The sequence below is a fragment of the Corallococcus sp. CA041A genome (assembly GCF_003612075.1).
In the GTDB taxonomy this organism is placed as follows: domain Bacteria; phylum Myxococcota; class Myxococcia; order Myxococcales; family Myxococcaceae; genus Corallococcus; species Corallococcus exiguus.
Window position 1 is genome coordinate 1 of sequence record NZ_RAWF01000218.1, and the last position, 17,051, is coordinate 17,051.

A 17,051-nucleotide genomic window follows, 5' to 3' on the forward strand; every position below is an offset into this window, starting at 1 on the left:
GGGGTGGGGATGCCCGTCGCGGCGTCACGCTGCCGGAGGGCGTGGCCTGCTACGCGATCGCGGCGACCACCGCGAAGGCGTTGGCGGAGCGGCTGCCCGGTGACGGGCTGGTCCCGGTGGACAGCGCGCTCGGGCGGCATGCCCTGCCCGAGCTGACGCTGCGATTCCCGGAAGCGAACCAGCGGATCATCCCGGGCGCGAACCACCTGGACCTGCTCGACCACCCGGAGGTCTACGCCACGCTTCGCACGTGGCTCGCTTCCTGAATGGATCCGCGCGCTACAGCGGCTGGACGTGATCCGCGATGCGACCCGAGGCCAGTAGCTCACGCAGCTCGTCGGCCACGCGGTCGCCTTCGGTCAGCACCTGTTTCCACGCGCGGATCCGGTCGTCGGCCTTCATCTCCGTGAAGTCCGAACGGTCCGGGATGCGTCCACCGGGCAGCCGCGCCAGATGCGTGGGCGATGGCGTGATGATCAACGCGCGGCGGAAGTTGAGCGGACCCGCGCGCCGCCACTTGAGCGACTTGTCGAACCAGCCGGGCACCACGTACGGATAGAAGTGCGGATAGAGCACCAACCCGTCACCCGTGCCGTAGTCGACGTCCAGGTGGTAGTCGACGACGCCGCCGTCCCGGTACGTGCCGGGAGGCGCGCCGGGGATGTCGTGGACGCCCGCGAGCACCATCGGAATGGAGCCCGATGCGATGAGCGCCGGGCGCAGGTTGTCGCGGGTGAGGGGACGATGGACCGACGGCAGGTCCTTGAGTCCAGCGAAGGGGCTGGAGTCCCCGGCGGTGTGGAACACCACGCGCTCCATGTGGAGCCCGAGCGTCCGGCGGCTCACCGCGTTCGCCAGCGCGCCCAGCACGAAGCCCGCGAGCTGGATGCTGGACTGCTCCATCGCCAGCAATCCCTTGCACCGGGTCGTCACGACATGCAGGCGCGCCCACGGGTGCGTGAGGATCTCCTCCATGCCGTCCGGCCCCAGGAGGGAATCCAGGATCGTCGCGCTCCTCTCGCTGACCAGCGAGGGCGAAGGCCTGGGCGGATAGCGCTGCTCCAGGTACGCGTCCGCGAAGCGCCTCAGCGCGGCCACCGGATCCTTCTGCGCCAGGCACGCCAGCCGCCAGCTCCCGATCGAACTGCCGATGAGGTGCAGCGGCCGGGTGCGCGGCTGCTGGAGGAGTTCGCCGAACAGCACGCGGTCGATTCCCTCCAGCCCCAGCCACTTCGGTCCACCGGAAGCGCCTGGAAGGATGTCCACGTCCTCCGCGCGCAGTCCGCGCTCCCGGAGGATGCGCAGGGCGTTGGGGCCCGCAAGCAAGGTCAGACTCTGGCTCATCGCGGGCGCTGACCCTATCAGCCCGGCGTGTGCTCAGTCCTCGTCGTCCGGACGCTCTGAATCCAGCGGATGGAGGGTCACCACTTGATGCCCATCCTCCGGTTCGGTGCGCGCCTTCTCCAGTTCCTCGGGTGTCTGGGGCGCCCGTTCAGAGAACTCGTCGTTCTCCAGGTGCCGCTGGCGTCGCTCACTGGTCTCGCCGTAGCCCTCCAGCTTCTTGCCCGCCATGGTCGTCCACTCCTGCGAAAGGTGAACCTCAAGGCTTGGGATGCTGCCCCGTGGGCGCAAGCGGTGGTCTGCCCGTGCGGCTGCATGCTCCAGGAGCGGGGCACCAGCGGGCGCTTATTCCTCCAGCGTTCCCACGGAAGGGGCCGCGCCGTCGCGCTCGCGCTGGGCCTCCAGGTAGGCGGAGAAGCCCGCCTTGGACTGGATGCGGAACACCGGGAGTCGGGGCAGCACGTCGTCCGCGAAGGCGTATTGCTCGCACACGAGGCTCGCGCGCAGGGCGCCTTCCGGACCTCCAGTGAAGGGCTCGACCTCGTGCTGGAGGTTGCCCCGGAAGTGGACCAGCAGGCCCGGACGGGGCCGCACCTCGCCCTGGAGCTGGTTGTCTCGCAGCAGCCGCAGTGAGCCTCCCTGCGCGCCTTTTGGAACCCGCAGGTACAGGACGCTCACGTGTTCGGGCGTCGCGTCCGGAACGCCGCTCGGCTCCTGCAACGTCGCGTCGATGTGGCGTCCCACCGGTGTGCCCGCGTCCAGCAGCAGCAGGTTCAAATAGAAGGCATTGGGGCGCGGACGTGTGTCGCGGCCACCGAACCAGCGCTGCGTCCACGGCAGGAGCCCGCGCGCGCTGTCGTCGTCGAGGATGCGGCGCAGGTAGACGGACAGGAACGGGAAGCGGGCCTCCAGCGTCGCGCGTCCTTCGCGCGTGAAGATGAACGCGAAGCCGCGGCTCGCGCGGAACGTGCCCATCAACGGACTGCGCGCGACGAAGCGGGAGCCGAGCAGGGCATCCCCCAGGGACTCCAGCTCGGCGCGGGGCAGGGCGTCGCGGTGGGTGACGTACTCGGGCACGGACCGGACGCTAGCGCCTTCCCGGTGCGCGCGAGAGGGGAACCGCCACCGCCCGCCTCCTTCCCGGCCGAGTCCTGAGCTACACGGACGCCTGCTTCGCGCTGAGCTTCGTCTTGCCCAGCATGTGCAACAGCGCTTTCTCCGAGCAGTGCATGCCTTCGCCCGAGTTCGCCGCCAGCTCGTCCACGGACCGGAAGTAGCGGTCCACCACCTGGCCTCGCTCGAACAGGACGAGCACGGACGGGTAGATGTACGACGCCTTCGCCACCGCGGGCGTGTTGCCCAGCTGTTCGGAGGCCTCGCGCACCGCGGCCACCATGCTCTTCTTGAGCACGGTCTTCTTCACCGGGCCGCTGTCGCCTTCCTCCTTCACGCGATCGCGAGCCCTCGCCAGCGCGCAGGCGCAGATGAGCGTACCCGCCCAGGTGCGGAAGTCCTTCGCGCTGTAGCCCGGGCCCATCACCTGCTGGATGTATTCGTTGATGTGCCGGCGCCTCACGTCCACCACCGCGCCGTCGTCGAGCACGAACTTGAAGACGTCTCGCCCGGGCACCTTCAACAACTGCCGCACGAGCGTCGCCACGCGCCGGTCCTTCAACTCGCGGTGCTGCCGCACTCCGGACTTGCCCGGGTAGTCGAACACCACCGTGTCGCCATGCACCTTCACGTGCCGCGCTCGCAGCGTGGCCAGGCCGAAGCTGCCGTGCTCCTCCGCGTAGCGTTCGCTGCCCGGACGGATGAAGCAGGTGCCCAGGATGCGCAGCATCCCTGCGAGCACCCGATCCCGGCCCAGGCCCCGCTTGCGCAAATCCTTGCTCACCTGCCGCCGCATCTTCGGCAGCGCCTGCGCGAAGCCCACGATGCGCTGGTACTTCGCGTCCCGTTGCTTCTGCGTGTGCGCCTCGCTGTAGCGGTACTGCCAGCGGCCCGCCCCGTCCCTGCCCACCGCTTGAAGCCGCGCGGAGGCCTTGGGCGAGATGGCCACGTCCGTCCAGGCGGGCGGCAGCCTCAGTGTACCAATGCGCTCACGCTCTGCGTGTGAGACAGCCCGGCCCCGCGCGTCCACGTAGCGGAAGCCTCGCTTCATGGACCCCAGCCGACGGTGGCCGTCCTGCCGCAGCCGCTCCAGCTGGGTCATTCCCCGGCGGCTCGTGGACGGGATGCGCTCAGATTCTGAGATGGTGGCATGGGAGGGCATCGCCTCCCTGTAGTGCGCAGCCCACGCCGGGGCGGCAATCCGGTTGCCCCCTGGCGGGAGGGGGAGCAGCCGGGCAGAAAAGCCCCAGGCGGCATTTTCGGATGGGGATGCAGTCGTTTAGAGTTCGTTGCGACTCCCACCTCTCAATTTATTCCCGAGGCATGACAACCTTCCTCGACGCCCTCCTGGCGTTCCCGACCGCGATCTTCACCATCCTCCTGGGTGTGGTGCTGGCGTACTGGCTGTGCGTGATCATCGGCGCGGCCGGCATCGACATGCTGGATGGCGACTCGGCCCTGGAGGGCGGCGCCAAGGCGGTGAGCGGCGCGTTCGAGGGCGGCGCCAAGGCCACCTCCGGGATTCTCGAAGGTGGCGCGAAGGCACTCGGGGGCCATGACGTCGGCCACGCGGGGCACTCGCACCTGCACGACGCGGAGGCCGCCACGGGCCTGCTCGCGGCGCTGGGCTTCGGGGGCATCCCCGTCACCGTGTCGGTGAGCCTGGTGGTGTTCCTCTCCTGGTCGTTGTCGCTGCTCGGCGTCCAGGCCACGCACTCGGCGCTCTCCATGCTGCCCTCGTGGCTCGTGAGCACGGGCCTGGGCCTTGTCTGCACGGTGGTGGCCACGGTGGCGAGCGGGATCGCGGTGCGGCCGCTGCGCCCCATCTTCATCGCCAGGCGCGCTCCGGGCCGCGATGCGCTGATGGGCCGCGTGTGCACCATCTCCAGCGGCAGCGTGACCGCGAAGGATGGCCACGCAACCTTCGACGACGGGGCCGCGGGCCTCATCCTCAACGTCTTCTGTGACAAGCCCAATGAGCTCAAGCGCGGCCAGCCGGCGTTGATCCTCGGCTACGACGCGGAGCGGGGCGTGTACGAGGTGGAGCCGGTGGACTGGCTCCTCCCCCAGGAAATGGAGCAGCTGCGGGATCCGCTGAAGGCAGCGGCCATCGCGCGAGCCCGCGCCCAGCGATGAATATTGGCGTCATCCGGGCTCCTCCGGACGGGCGCGACAATCGGTACCGGGTGGCTTTCGCGGGGGACCCCGAGTGCTTGGAACAAGGCCCGCCCAACGGACTTCTCAGGATAGGCCATGGACCTCATCAGCATCGCGGCAATCAGCGGCGTCGCAATCGTCATCTGCTTCGGCATCTTCGCCAGCGTGGCCAAGTTCTACCGCCAGGTGGATCAGGGCAAGGTGCTCATCGTCAACACGTTGAAGACCGAGCCCACGGTCACCTTCACCGGCTCCGTGGTGCTGCCCATCGTGCACCGCGCGGAGGTGATGGACATCTCGCTGAAGACGGTTGAAATCGACCGCCGCGGCAAGGAAGGCCTCATCTGCCAGGACAACATCCGCGCGGACATCAAGGTCACCTTCTTCGTGCGCGTGAACAAGACGCGTGAGGACGTGCTCAAGGTGGCCCAGTCCATCGGCTGCGCGCGCGCCTCTGATCAGGAGACGCTGGAGAACCTCTTCGAGGCCAAGTTCTCCGAGGCCCTCAAGACGGTGGGCAAGTCCTTCAACTTCGAGCAGCTCTACACCAAGCGCGACGAGATCAAGGACAAGGTCGTCGAGACCATCGGCCGCGACTTGAACGGCTACATGCTGGAGGACTGCGCCATCGACTTCCTCGAGCAGACCCCGGTGGAGATGCTCGACAAGGACAACATCCTGGACGCCCAGGGCATCCGGAAGATCACCCAGCTCACCACCGAGCAGAACGTCTTCACCAACGAGCTGCGCCAGTCCGAGCGCATGGCGGTGACGAAGCGCAACGTGGAAGCCGACGAGGCCATCTTCGCCCTCGAGCGTCAGCGCGAGGAGGCGGCCGCCAAGCAGCGCCGCGAGATCGACATCATCCAGGCGCGTGAGACGGCCGAGGCCGACCGCGTGAAGAGCGAGGAGTTCGCCAAGGCGCAGCTGGCGCGCATCAAGGCGGAAGAAGAGATCGCCATCAACGAGGAGAACAAGCAGCGCCAGGTGCAGGTGGCCCAGAAGAACCGCGAGCGCGTGGTGGGCGTGGAGACCGAGCGAGTGGAGAAGGACCGCGCCCTGGAGGCCATCAACCGCGAGCGTGAGACGGAGCTGCAGCGCATCGCGAAGGAGAAGGCGCTGGAGACGGAGAAGAAGGCCATCGCCGACGTCGTCCGCGCCCGCATCGCGGTGGAGAAGACCGTCGCCCAGGAAGAGGAGAACATCAAGGACCTGCGCGTGACGTCGGACGCGAAGCGCACCAAGGACGCCATCATCATCACCGCCCAGGCGCACGCCGAAGAGGCGTCCGTGAAGGACGTCACCGCCGCGGAGGCGAGCGCGAAGATCTCCGTGTTCCTCGCCAAGGAGAAGCTGACCCTGGCCGAGGCCGACCTGGAGGCCGCGGACAAGCAGGCCAAGGCGAAGATGCGGATGGCCGAGGGCATCCAGGCCGAGTCCGCCGCGGCGGGCCTGGCCAGCGTGCGCGTGCGTGAGGCGGACGCGGTCGCCACGGAGAAGCTGGGCATGGCGCAGGTGCGCGTGAAGGAGGCCGAGGCCTCCGTCATCGAGAAGCAGGGCCAGGCGCAGGCGTCCGCGGTGCGCGAGAAGCTGCTCGCCGAGGCCGCTGGCGCGGAGCAGAAGGGCCTGGCGAACGCCCGCGTGCAGGAGGCGGAAGCGGGCGCCATCCACAAGCGCGGCGAGGCCGAGGCGTTCGCCACGCGTGAGAAGCTGCTCGCCGAGGCCGCCGCCATCCAGGAGAAGCTGATGGCCGAGGCCCGGGGCCTGTCGGAGAAGGCCACCGCGATGAAGGCCCTGGACGGCGTGGGCCGCGAGCACGAGGAGTACCGCCTGCGCCTCAACAAGGAGCGCGACGTGGAGCTGGCCGCCATCAACGTGCGCAAGGACATCGCACAGGCCCAGGCCAGCGTGCTCGGCCAGGCGTTCAGCAACGCGAAGTTCCAGATCGTCGGTGGCGACGGGAAGTTCTTCGAGAACTTCATCAAGGCCGTGTCCTTCGGCAGCTCGGTGGACGGCGCGCTGGACCACGGCGAGGCCCTGAAGAAGACGCTCGGTGGCTACCTCAACGGTGAGAAGGACCTGCCGGCGGACCTGAAGGAGATCCTCTCCAAGCCGGGCCTCAGCAACGACGCGCAGAACCTGGCCGTCGCGGCGCTGCTCAACCGCATGTCGGTGAGCCCCACGGAGTCCACCGCCGCTGGCATCAAGGCGCTGGTGCAGTCGGAAGCCGCGGCCCTCGCGCAGAAGCAGCAGGGCTGAAGCCTCCCGCCAATCGCAATCCCTTTCCGGTGAACATCCATGGCAACTGACAGCACCAAGACCCCGGGCACCCAGGTGCCCGGGGGCGAGGCGACGCTGGAGGGCGGCAGCTACGAGGTCATCCGTGCGCGCCTCGTCTCCCAGGCGGACGCGCTGGCGACCCAGGCGAACGACCTCAACGGGCGGCGCAAGGCGCTGTTCGGTGGCACGGAGCTCACCGTCATTGGCAACGAGCGGGTACGCACGGAGAACAACTGCGTCCCCCGCGACATCGTCAGCGTCGGGAAGTACCTCCTCTTCGGCTACAACGTCTTCATCGGCCTGAAGAAGGAGACGAACATCTCGGACGTCTTCTCGCTGCACCGCTTCGAGAAGACGGCCGAGGGCTTCGACTTGTCCGCCGTGCCTCCCACGGAGGCCGGCGGCTTCCTCGCGGACCCCCGGTTCGTGAAGGACTTCGGCGAGCTGTACAAGTACTACAAGGACGCGAAGCTGCTGCAGTTGCGGCGGCGGGACTCGCGCCTGCTCGCGGTGTTCCAGACGGGCCTGTCCGCGCGCGACCTCAAGGTCTTCCGCTTCAACGTGGACGTGGAGGGTCACGCCACCTACGTGGACAACCAGGGTGAGCGCGACCACGTCTACCCGCCGTCACACGACTTCGAGTGGACGGTGGCCACGCGCGAGCAGTACGTGCTGGGCCAGCACCCGCACGTCAACGTGTTGGATCAGGTCTTCGTGGAGACGGTGAAGGGCGACCTCACCGTGAAGGTGGAGGACAACACCGCCACCGGCCTGGGCATCTACAGCGAGCCGGTGGAGGACCCGGACCAGTCGCTGGACGACGCGGAGTTCGCCTGGACGCAGGTGGGCGGGCTCATCCTCCTGCGCATCCTGCCGTTCCGGGAGAAGGCGTACCGCTACCTCGTCTTCAACTCGCGCACCCAGCACGTGGTGCGCATCGACGCCATTGGCCAGTCCTGTGTGCGGCTGCCGGAGGACCAGGGCATCGTCTTCCCGGGCGGCTACTACCTCCAGACGGGCGACTACAAGGTCTTCGACGGCGCGTCGGAGGGGATGGAGTTCCACCAGGCGGTGCGCTCGCCCAACGGTGAGGACGTGCTCTACGTCTTCCACCGCCGGGACGAGGGCGCGTATGTGCTCTTCCCGTACAACCTGGTGCGCAAGGAGGTGCAGACGCCGCTGCAGGCGAACGGCATGAGCCTCTTCGCGGACGGTGGGCTGGTGGTGTTCCGCGCCACGTCGCAGGAGCCCACGCGCGTGCACCCCATGCAGGTGTGGCAGACGCCGTTCGTCTCCGACGAGCACGCGGCGAAGGTGCCCCCCGCGCCGGGCTACCTGGGCAAGGTGGGCAACGCGGAGCTGGTGCGCGGCATCAGTGACGCCCTGACGCTGCCGCGCGTGGCGAAGACGGACAAGCCCACGCGCCGCACCTACGAGGACCTGGTCTCCGCGGCCACTCGCGCCCTGGACGCCTACTACTGGCTCTCCCACGCGGAAGTGGGGCTCCAGGCGCCCATCGAGCTGCTGCGCCGCACCTCCGAGCTCATCATCGATGAGTTCGAGAAGGTCCTCGCGATGCGCAAGCGCGCGGAGGAGTCGCTCGCGCAGGCGCTGCAGACGCAGGAGACGCTGCTGCTCAACGCGCAGCCGGAGGGGCTCACGGATGCCGAGGGCTTCATGCGCGCGCTGGCGGAACTGCGCCGGCACCGCGGGCACCTCATCACCTTGAAGGACGTCCGCTACATGGACCTGGGGCGCGTGGACGCCCTGGAGCAGGCGGTGGTGGCCGCGTCCGACGCGGTGAGCACCGCGTGCGTGGACTTCCTCCAGAAGGGTGAAGCGCTCCAGCCCCTGGCCTCGCGGCTGGACGGGCTGCTGGAGCGGCTGGAGCCTCTGACGACGACGGCCGAGCTGGCCCCGCTGGCCGAGGACGTGGATCGCACCGCCCAGGGCCTGGAGGTGCTGGGTGAGGTGGTGGGCGGGCTCCAGGTGGGCGACCCGCTGGCCCGGGCCAAGATCCTCGAGGGCATCTCCGAGCTGTTCAGCCGCTTGAACCGCGTGCGCGCGGGGCTCCAGGCGAAGCGCAAGGAGCTGTCCGGCAAGGAGAAGCGCGCGGAGTTCGGCGCGCAGTTCAAGCTGCTGGGGCAGAGCATCGAGAACGCGCTGTCGCAGGCGGACTCGCCGGAGAAGTGCGACGAGGCGCTCTCCAAGCTCACCGTGCTGCTGGAGGAGCTGGAGGGCCGCTTCGGCGAGTTCGACGAGTTCCTGGGGCAGATCACCCAGAAGCGCGAAGAGCTGCTGGAGGCCTTCGGCGCGCGCAAGCAGGCGCTGGTGGACGAGCGTCAGCGCCGGGCCTCGGGCCTCTTCGGCGCGGCGGAGCGCATCCTCCAGGGCGTGCAGCGCCGGGCGAAGTCGTTCAAGGCGGACGACGAGCTCAACGCCTACTTCGCGTCCGACGCGATGATCCTCAAGCTGCGGCAGCTGGCTGAACAGCTGCTGGCGCTCCAGGACAGCGTGCGCGCGGACGAAGTGCTGTCGCGGGTGAAGTCCGCGAAGCAGGACGCCCTGCGCGCCCTGCGCGACAAGCAGGACCTGTTCGAGGGCGGCGAAGGCCTCATCAAGCTGGGGCCCTATCGCTTCCACGTCAACACGCAGCCGCTGGAGCTGACGCTCGTCCCTCGCGACGGCGCGCTGTACCTCCAGCTCACCGGCTCCGACTACACCCAGAAGCTGGAGGACCCGGAGCTGCTGAAGTACCGCGAGCTCTGGGATCAGCACCTGGTCTCCGAGACGCGCGACGTGTACCGCGCGGAGTACCTGGCCGCGGGCCTGTTGATGGACGCGGAGGAGGGGAAGGGCGGCCTCACGCTCACGGCGCTGTACGAGGCCGGCGCGCAGGGGCAGCTGATGGAGCGCGTGCGCGCGTACGCGGCGGACCGCTTCGACGAGGGCTACGAGCGCGGCGTGCACGACTCGGACGCGACGGCGCTCCTGGAGAAGCTGCTCGCGCTGCACCAGGGCGCGGGCCTGCTGCGCTTCGCCCCGGTGCCTCGCGCCTGGGCCGCGCTGTACTGGGCGTTCGACCCGGACGACACGCTCCGGGGCGTCTTCCACCGGCGCGCGCGCAGCCTCGCGCGGCTGCGCCAAGCCTTCGACATCGGCTCGGACCTGGTGGCGCTGGGTGACGAGCTGGGCGAGCGCGTGCTCGCGTTCCTCCAGGGCCACGGCCTCGCGGCGTCGCCCGCGGAGGGCCGGCAGGCGGGCCGCTACCTCGTGGAGGAGCTGGCGGTGGACCGCCCTCGCTTCACCACCAGCCGCGAGGCCCTGGCGCTGAAGGACGCCTTCCTCGCGCACCTGGACCGCCACGGTTCGCGCACCGCGTTCGACGACGACCTGCGCGGCCTGGAGAAGAACCTGCCGGAGCGCCTGCGCATCGCTCGCGCCTGGGTGGACGCGTTCCTCGCGAAGCGCGACGGCGGCCCGGGTGACGCGGCCCACGTCGCGCTGGAGACGGCGGTGGTGCTCCTCACCGAGCGCAAGCTGGACCGCGAGACGGCGGGCGCCATCACCGCCACGGAGGCCACGGGCCTTCTGGGCAGCCACCCACGCGTCCAGGACCGCAAGCTGTCCCTGCGCCTGGATGAGTTCCTGGCGCGGCTGGGCGAGTTCCGCCAGGTGCGCGTGCCCGCGTACGTGGCCTACCGCGCATACCTGCGCGACCTGCTGGACCGCGAGCGGCGCAAGCTGCGGTTGGAGGAGCTGACGCCCAAGGTGCTCACGAGCTTCGTGCGCAACCGGCTCATCGACGAGGTGTACCTGCCGCTCATCGGCGCGAACCTGGCCAAGCAGCTGGGTGCGGCGGGCGAGGGCAAGCGCACGGACCGCATGGGCATGCTGCTGCTCATGTCTCCGCCGGGCTACGGCAAGACGACGCTGATGGAGTACGTGGCCAGCCGCCTGGGCCTCACCTTCGTGAAGGTGAACGGGCCGGCGCTGGGCCACTCCGTGAAGTCGTTGGATCCGTCGGAGGCGCCCAACGCCACCGCGCGGCAGGAGGTGGAGCGCATCAACCTGTCCTTCGAGATGGGCAACAACGTGATGCTCTACCTCGACGACATCCAGCACACGGATCCGGAGCTGCTCCAGAAGTTCATCTCCCTGTGCGACGGCCAGCGCCGCGTAGAGGGTGTCTGGAATGGCCAGACGCGCACGTATGATCTGCGCGGCAAGAAGTTCTGCGTGGTGATGGCGGGCAACCCGTACACGGAGACCGGCGAGCGCTTCCGCATCCCGGACATGCTCGCCAACCGCGCGGACACCTACAACCTGGGTGACATCCTGGACGGCAAGGAGGACCTGTTCGCGCTCAGCTACCTGGAGAACGCGCTCACCTCCAACCCGGTGCTCGCGCCGCTGGCCACGCGCGACCCGCAGGACGTGCACCGCCTCATCCGGATGGCCAAGGGCGAGGACGTCCCCTCCGGCGAGCTGAAGCACGGCTACGCGGCGGCGGAGCTGCAGGAGATTGTCGCCGTCTTCCAGCGGCTGTTCCGCGTGCAGCAGGTGCTGCTCAAGGTGAACCTCCAGTACATCGCGTCCGCCGCGCAGGACGAGCGCTTCCGCACGGAGCCTCCGTTCAAGTTGCAGGGCAGCTACCGCAACATGGGCAAGATGGCGGAGAAGGTCGTCTCCGCGATGACGGACGACGAGCTTGAGCGCCGCATCGACGACCACTACCAGGGCGAATCCCAGACACTCACCACCGCGGCGGAGCAGAACCTGCTCAAGCTCCAGGAGATGCGCGGGCGCCTGACGCCGGAGAAGGCGAAGCGCTGGGAGGAGATCAAGCAGGGCTTCGCCCGCGTGAAGCGCATGGGGGGCAAGGAAGACGACCCCGTGGCGCGCGTCACCGGACAGCTGGGCGCCATCGAGGAACAACTGGGCGCCGTGCGCGACGCGGTGGTGCAGGCCGCCGCGCAGGCGAACGCCCCCAGCGAGGACACGCCCGTGGCCCCGCACCTGGAGGCCCTGCGCGAGGCCGTGCTGGAGGTAGCCCGCGTCAGCCGCGAGGCCGCCGCGAAGCCACCCGCCCCGGTGCAGGTGTCCCTCCCGGCCATGCCCCAGGCCGCTCCCGTGGCCCAGGCTCCGGCCACGGACCTGGCCCCGTACCTCAAGCACCTGGCGCAGCTGCTCAAGGCCCTCACGGAGCGCGTGGCAACCCAAGCGGAGGCGCCCACGCTGCGCAACGCGCCCATGCCCCAGGCGGCCGCGCCGGACTTCGGCCCGTACATGGCCCAGCTCTCCAAGGCCATCACGGCCCTGGCGGACCGGCCGGTGTCGGTGTCCCTGCCTTCACAGGCGGAGTCACTCCAGCGCGCCGCGAACGGTCCGTCTCCGGCGGAGCTGAGCCGGCAGATCGAGCTGGTGGAGGGGGCGCTGCTGCCCCTGGAGCGCGCGGCCCGCCGCAACGTGCAGGGCGAAGGCGAGGGCATCAAGGCGCTCCAGGTCTGGCAAGGGGTCACCGAGGCCCTGGAGTTGCTGCGCGGCATGCTGCGGCGTTAATCCGGTTTGCATGTCTGGCATTTGCCTTTAAAGGGGTTGGCGCGGTTCCAACCCCTGGAGGGCAGTGCCATGCATCACCTCAAGTCTGTCGTTTCCCTGTGTGCGGTCGTCGCGGTCACGGCGTGTGGCGGAGGAGCGGAAGGGCAGGGCGAGTTCTCCACCCGGGAGTCCGCCCTGGTGACGGGGACCTCCCAGGGCTGCACCTTCACGGTGTCGTCCGCGCCGCGGCAGCCCGGTCCGTTCCCCTACATCTTCGACATCACGCTCACACGTGAAGCGAGTTCCACCTGCCCCTGGAGCGCGGGCAGCGTGGTGGTGGGGTTCTCCAACGGCACGCCGTCCACGGTGTCCCTGGCGGCCAACGACCTGGGCGTGGCCGTGAGCTACACGTACCGGACGGGTGGGCCCTCACCCCAGCAGCTGGGCATCAAGCACGTGGCACCGGAAACGCTGGCCATCACCCGGTCCACGGGCCTGTACTTCAACGCGCTGGGGAAGTTCATCTACGCCGGAGACCTGTCCATTGAACCGGACGGCATGACGCTGACCGTCAGCGGCACCAAGAACGCCCCGATCGTCGGAGAGACGGGCTCCGGTGATGACTACGTGGCCACCTTCCCGGACTTCTTCACCAGCGAGACGACACCGTCCATCGTCGCGTTCTGATGGGTGACTTCGCACCCCAGGGTTTGGATGGCAGGCATTGAGGACGAAATGTTTTCAGTGTCTGACGTTTGCTTTTATACGGGACGGCGCTTCAACCACCCCAACCCTGGAGTGCACTCCCATGCTGAACATCAAGTCTGTTGTTTCACTTTGCGCCATCGCGGGCCTCACCGCGTGTGGCGCTGGCGTGGGGGGGGAGGCCGACCTCGCCACCCAGGAGTCCGCGCTGGTGACGGGGACCTCCCAGGGCTGCACGTTCACGGTGTCGTCCGCGGCGCGGACGGGAACCGTTCCTCCCATCTACGACGTCACCGTCACGCGCGCGGCGGATGCCACCTGTGCCTTCGGCGCGGACAGCGTGGTGGTGGGCTCCTCCACCGGCACCGCGCCCACGCTGTCGCTGGCGGCCAACGACCTGGGCGTGGCCGTGAGCTACACGTACAAGACCAGCGTCAGCGGCAGCTCGCCCCAGTCCCTGGGACTCCGGCACGTGGCTCCGGACACGATGGCCATCGTGCGCTCCACGGGGCTGTCCATCTTCCTGGGCTCGGGCTCCATCTACTCGGGCAGCCTGTCCATCGCGTCCAACGGGACGACGCTCACCGTGTCCGGCACGAAGAGCGGCACCATCTCCGGCCAGACGGGCTCGGGGAACAACTACGTGGCCAGCTACGCGGACTTCTTCACCAGCACCACGTCCCCGTCCGTCTTCACGTTCTGATGCGCTGACGCAGTGACGCAGTGACGCAGTGACGGACGGGGCGGCGGGGCGCGTGCGCCTACTTCTGGGGCGCGAACTGCTCCGCCCCGTCCACGCTGCCGTCGTCCAGCACCTTCTCCACGGAGTCGACGAGCTGCTGGCCGCCCGTGGCGGTGACGCGCAGCTGGAAGCGGCCCTCGCCCACGCCCGAGTCGGTGACGAAGTAGTTGTAGCTCTCGCGCTTCAGCGCCTTCCAATCACCGTCACGCTTCCACTCCAGCTTCTGGATGGGCAGCCGGTGATTGCGCACCTGGATGGCCGTCCACCAGGGGTTGCTGCCGTCCTTGAAGTGGTACTCCACCGGACCCGCCACGTCGCAGGAGACCGGCGTCCAGGTGATGCTCACCCGGCCATCCTTCGCCTCCGCGATCTTGTCGAAGGCCTTGCGGGACAGATCCAGGTGGCCCTTATCGCAATCCGGGCACTGGTCCACGATGCGCACGCGCACGTTGCCCTTGGGCCCCGCGATGTCCACGCACTGGCCGCAGGCGGCGCTGTTGTCGTACTGCTCGCGGTTCATCGCGGCCACCATCAGGTCGCCGCCCGGGTCGTAGCTGCAGTTGCCGCCCCCGTTGGCGTCGTAGAAGGTCGCAATCCCTTTCTGCTCGGAGCCCAGGGCCACGCCTCCGCCGGAGGCAGAGTCGCCGCATGCTCCACAGGCAAGCGAGGTCAGGGCCAACACCAACGCATTTTGCAACGAAGCGGGTCGGTTCATACCGGGCACTATACACGCGTCGCTCCGCGTCAAGGGCAGACAGGACTCTGTGTCTTGGTTCTGTCAGACAGGCTTGTTAGCGTCCGGGCCTTCCCCCTCCCCAAAATAGGAAAGGAATTCCCATGATGAACAAGCTGACGTCCGTGGTGTGCCTTGGGTCCGCTCTTGCCCTCTCCGCGTGTGGCGGTCCGGAGCAGGAGGACGGCGCGGAGCTCGCGCAGCAGAGCGCGCGGTTGACGACGGCGTCCTCGCAGGGCTGTGACTACGAAGCGACCACGGTGCAGATCACCACCTCGCCGCCGCAGTACAACGTCGTCCTCACCCGCACGGGTGGCGCCAGCTGCACCCTGACGACGGGCGCGTCGGTGGTGCTCCAGACCGTCCCGCTGAACGCGCCGGGCACCGTGTCCCTCTCCGGCTCCAGCCTGGGGCTCGCGGTGGGCTTCACGATGAAGAACGGCTGGAGCGGCTCGGCGGCCACCATCATGGCCGTGCGCGCCGTGGACCCCACGACGCTCTCCACCACGCGCAATGGGGACATCTACTGCGATTACATGACGGGCAGCATCCTGACCGGCAGCGCCGGCCTGAACAGCACCGGGACCAACCTGAGCGTCTCCGGCACCAAGGCATGCAAGATCAACGGCCGGTCGGGGACCTACTGGTACGGGACCTTCACCGACTTCTTCACCAGCACCACGGCGCCGGTCATCAGCACCATCTGAAGCACCCCTGAAAAAAGCCCTGCCCGCCACCGGTGCATCCCCGGTGGCGGGCAGAGCCCCCCTTGCTGCGCGTTCCCCGGTGTGTCGTGCTGGGTACTGCCCTCAGTGGCCGCTGGCCGACGCGGTCGTCAGCGCGCGGGCCTGGCCGATGAGACGAACGAACTCGGTGCGGTCGGCGTCACCCGCCACGGCGCCCTCCGCCAGCTTCTGCGTGGTGGCCAGGCTCCAGCCCTCGGCGGCGGGCGCGGCGCGGAGGATGTCCGCGGTGGCGGCCACGGCGACGGCGAAGCGGAAGTCACTGGACGCGGCCTCCATGGACGGCTTCAGGTTGGCGCGGGTGAGCGGGAAGGCCTGCTCCTTGGCCTCCGTGCCGTTGGGCGCCTTGGCGCGGATGCGCACGGTGGCCACGTCCTGCGCCTCGCCCGTGAGCTCCACTTCGTAGAGCGCCGTCACGGTGTGGCCCGCGCCAATCTCGCCCGCGTCCACCTTGTCGTCGCGGAAGTCCTTGTCCGCGATGTCGCGGTTCTCGTAGCCCATCAGGCGGTAGCGGCTGACGGCCTTCGGGTTGAACTCCACCTGGAACTTCACGTCCTTCGCGATGACCTCCAGCGTGCCGGTCAGCTGCGTCTCGAAGACCTTGCGCGCCTCCTTCATGCTGTCCACGTAGAAGCTGTTGCCGTTGCCCTTGTCGGCCAGCTGCTCCATCAGCGAGTCGTGGTAGTTGCCCATGCCGAAGCCCACCGTGGTGAGCGTGACGCCCTCGGCCACGTACTTCTCGATGCTGGACAGCATGGCCTTGGGGGTGAGGTTGGGGCCGATGTTGGCGTCGCCGTCCGTGAGCACCACCACGCGGGACACCACTCCACCCGCGGCCTTCTTCACCGCGTGCTTGTAGGCCGTCTCCATGCCGGAGCCCATGGCCGTTCCGCCGCCCGCGACCAGCGTGTCCAGCGCCGCGTGGATCTTCTTCACGTCCGTGGCGGGCGTGGGGGCCAGCACGTCCCGCGTGGAGCCCGCGTAGGTGACGAGCGCCACGGTGTCGTTCTCATTGAGGTTCTTCACCGCGACCTTGATGGACTCGATGGCCAGCGGCAGCTTGTCCGACGACGCCATGGAGCCGCTGGTGTCCACCAGGAACACCAGGTGCGCGGGCTTGCGCTGCGAGCGGGAGACGACCTTGCCCTGCACGCCCACGCGCAGGAACTGGCGGCGCGCGTTGAAGGGCGAGGGCGCGCCCTCCAGGTGCACCGTGAAGGCGCCTTCTTCCGGCGGCGTGTAGCGGTACTTGAAGTAGTTGACGAACTCCTCCACGCGCACCGCGTGGGTGGGCGGCAGCTGGCCCTGCTGCAGGTAGCGCCGGGCCATGGAGTAGGAGGCCGTGTCCACGTCCGCCGCGAAGGTGGACAGGTTGTCCTTCGCCGTCTCGGTGAAGGCGTTGGCCTTGTAGGTCTCGAAGACGTTGCCGCCCTCGGCGACGCCCTTGTCGCCATCCACCGCCTGCATCTTGCGCTTCTCCATGGGCTGCTGGACCGGCGGCGGGGCATTCATCTGGAGGCCGGCCGGCGCGCCCATGGCCACGGTGGCGTCCTTCGCCGGCGCCGCGCGCCGCATGGCCGGCTCCGCCGCGGCCAGGGCATCGGAAGACTCACGCTCCTCGGCCATCATTGGCGCGGGCGACGGTGCGTCAGCGCGCTTCTTGGCGGCCGCGCCAATGATGGCCGAGGAGCGTGAG

12 protein-coding genes and 1 pseudogene are annotated in these 17,051 nt (G+C 68.8%); 7 read left to right on the top strand and 6 right to left on the bottom strand.

All coding sequences use genetic code 11. From position 1 onward, the window contains the following. A pseudogene (locus D7V77_RS30930) lies at positions 1-266 on the top strand (alpha/beta hydrolase); the annotation flags it as partial. Between the two features lie 13 nt (positions 267-279). Here the strand turns inward: D7V77_RS30930 and D7V77_RS30935 are convergent. The 4 genes from D7V77_RS30935 to D7V77_RS30950 all read right to left on the bottom strand — a co-directional run bounded on the left by D7V77_RS30935 (position 280) and on the right by D7V77_RS30950 (position 3,556). Further along, complete coding sequence (locus D7V77_RS30935) at positions 280-1,344, bottom strand: patatin-like phospholipase family protein (protein ID WP_120579885.1); 1,065 nt, start codon at positions 1,342-1,344, stop codon at positions 280-282. A 33-nt stretch (positions 1,345-1,377) separates the two neighbouring features. Then, positions 1,378-1,572, bottom strand: coding sequence for a hypothetical protein (locus D7V77_RS30940; protein ID WP_120579886.1), 195 nt, complete (start codon positions 1,570-1,572; stop codon positions 1,378-1,380). A gap of 114 nt (positions 1,573-1,686) precedes the next feature. After that, entirely contained in the window at positions 1,687-2,418 is a 732-nt protein-coding gene (locus tag D7V77_RS30945; RefSeq protein ID WP_120579887.1) for a 2OG-Fe(II) oxygenase, read from the bottom strand. A gap of 79 nt (positions 2,419-2,497) precedes the next feature. Then, positions 2,498-3,556: a DNA topoisomerase IB gene (locus D7V77_RS30950; RefSeq protein WP_120579888.1), complete on the bottom strand. Its 1,059-nt coding sequence runs from the start codon at positions 3,554-3,556 to the stop codon at positions 2,498-2,500. Positions 3,557-3,777: 221 nt separating this feature from the next. On the opposite strand from D7V77_RS30950, the gene D7V77_RS30955 reads away from it, so the two are divergent. The 5 genes from D7V77_RS30955 to D7V77_RS30975 all read left to right on the top strand — a co-directional run bounded on the left by D7V77_RS30955 (position 3,778) and on the right by D7V77_RS30975 (position 13,840). Further along, positions 3,778-4,590 carry a hypothetical protein gene (locus D7V77_RS30955; RefSeq protein ID WP_120579889.1) on the top strand — a complete coding sequence of 271 codons (813 nt, stop codon included), beginning with the start codon at positions 3,778-3,780 and terminating at the stop codon, positions 4,588-4,590. Positions 4,591-4,707: 117 nt separating this feature from the next. Continuing rightward, positions 4,708-6,870, top strand: coding sequence for a hypothetical protein (locus D7V77_RS30960; protein WP_120579890.1), 2,163 nt, complete (start codon positions 4,708-4,710; stop codon positions 6,868-6,870). Positions 6,871-6,909: 39 nt separating this feature from the next. Further along, positions 6,910-12,453 carry a DNA repair ATPase gene (locus tag D7V77_RS30965; RefSeq protein ID WP_120579891.1) on the top strand — a complete coding sequence of 1,848 codons (5,544 nt, stop codon included), beginning with the start codon at positions 6,910-6,912 and terminating at the stop codon, positions 12,451-12,453. Between the two features lie 69 nt (positions 12,454-12,522). Beyond that, positions 12,523-13,119, top strand: coding sequence for a hypothetical protein (locus D7V77_RS30970; protein WP_120579892.1), 597 nt, complete (start codon positions 12,523-12,525; stop codon positions 13,117-13,119). Positions 13,120-13,240: 121 nt separating this feature from the next. Beyond that, complete coding sequence (locus D7V77_RS30975; RefSeq protein ID WP_120579893.1) at positions 13,241-13,840, top strand: hypothetical protein; 600 nt, start codon at positions 13,241-13,243, stop codon at positions 13,838-13,840. Positions 13,841-13,898: 58 nt separating this feature from the next. On the opposite strand, the gene D7V77_RS30980 is transcribed toward D7V77_RS30975, so the two are convergent. After that, positions 13,899-14,501 (bottom strand): expansin EXLX1 family cellulose-binding protein, encoded by a 603-nt coding sequence (locus tag D7V77_RS30980; protein ID WP_120579894.1) that lies wholly within the window; start codon positions 14,499-14,501, stop codon positions 13,899-13,901. Between the two features lie 215 nt (positions 14,502-14,716). Here D7V77_RS30980 and D7V77_RS30985 point away from each other — a divergent pair, with 215 nt between their 5' ends. Beyond that, a complete protein-coding gene (locus D7V77_RS30985) occupies positions 14,717-15,319 on the top strand; it encodes a hypothetical protein (protein ID WP_120579895.1) in 603 nt (200 codons plus the stop codon). 102 nt (positions 15,320-15,421) lie between these two features. On the opposite strand, the gene D7V77_RS30990 is transcribed toward D7V77_RS30985, so the two are convergent. Then, positions 15,422-16,984 carry a von Willebrand factor type A domain-containing protein gene (locus D7V77_RS30990; RefSeq protein WP_233597353.1) on the bottom strand — a complete coding sequence of 521 codons (1,563 nt, stop codon included), beginning with the start codon at positions 16,982-16,984 and terminating at the stop codon, positions 15,422-15,424. Between the last annotated feature and the right edge of the window lie 67 nt (positions 16,985-17,051).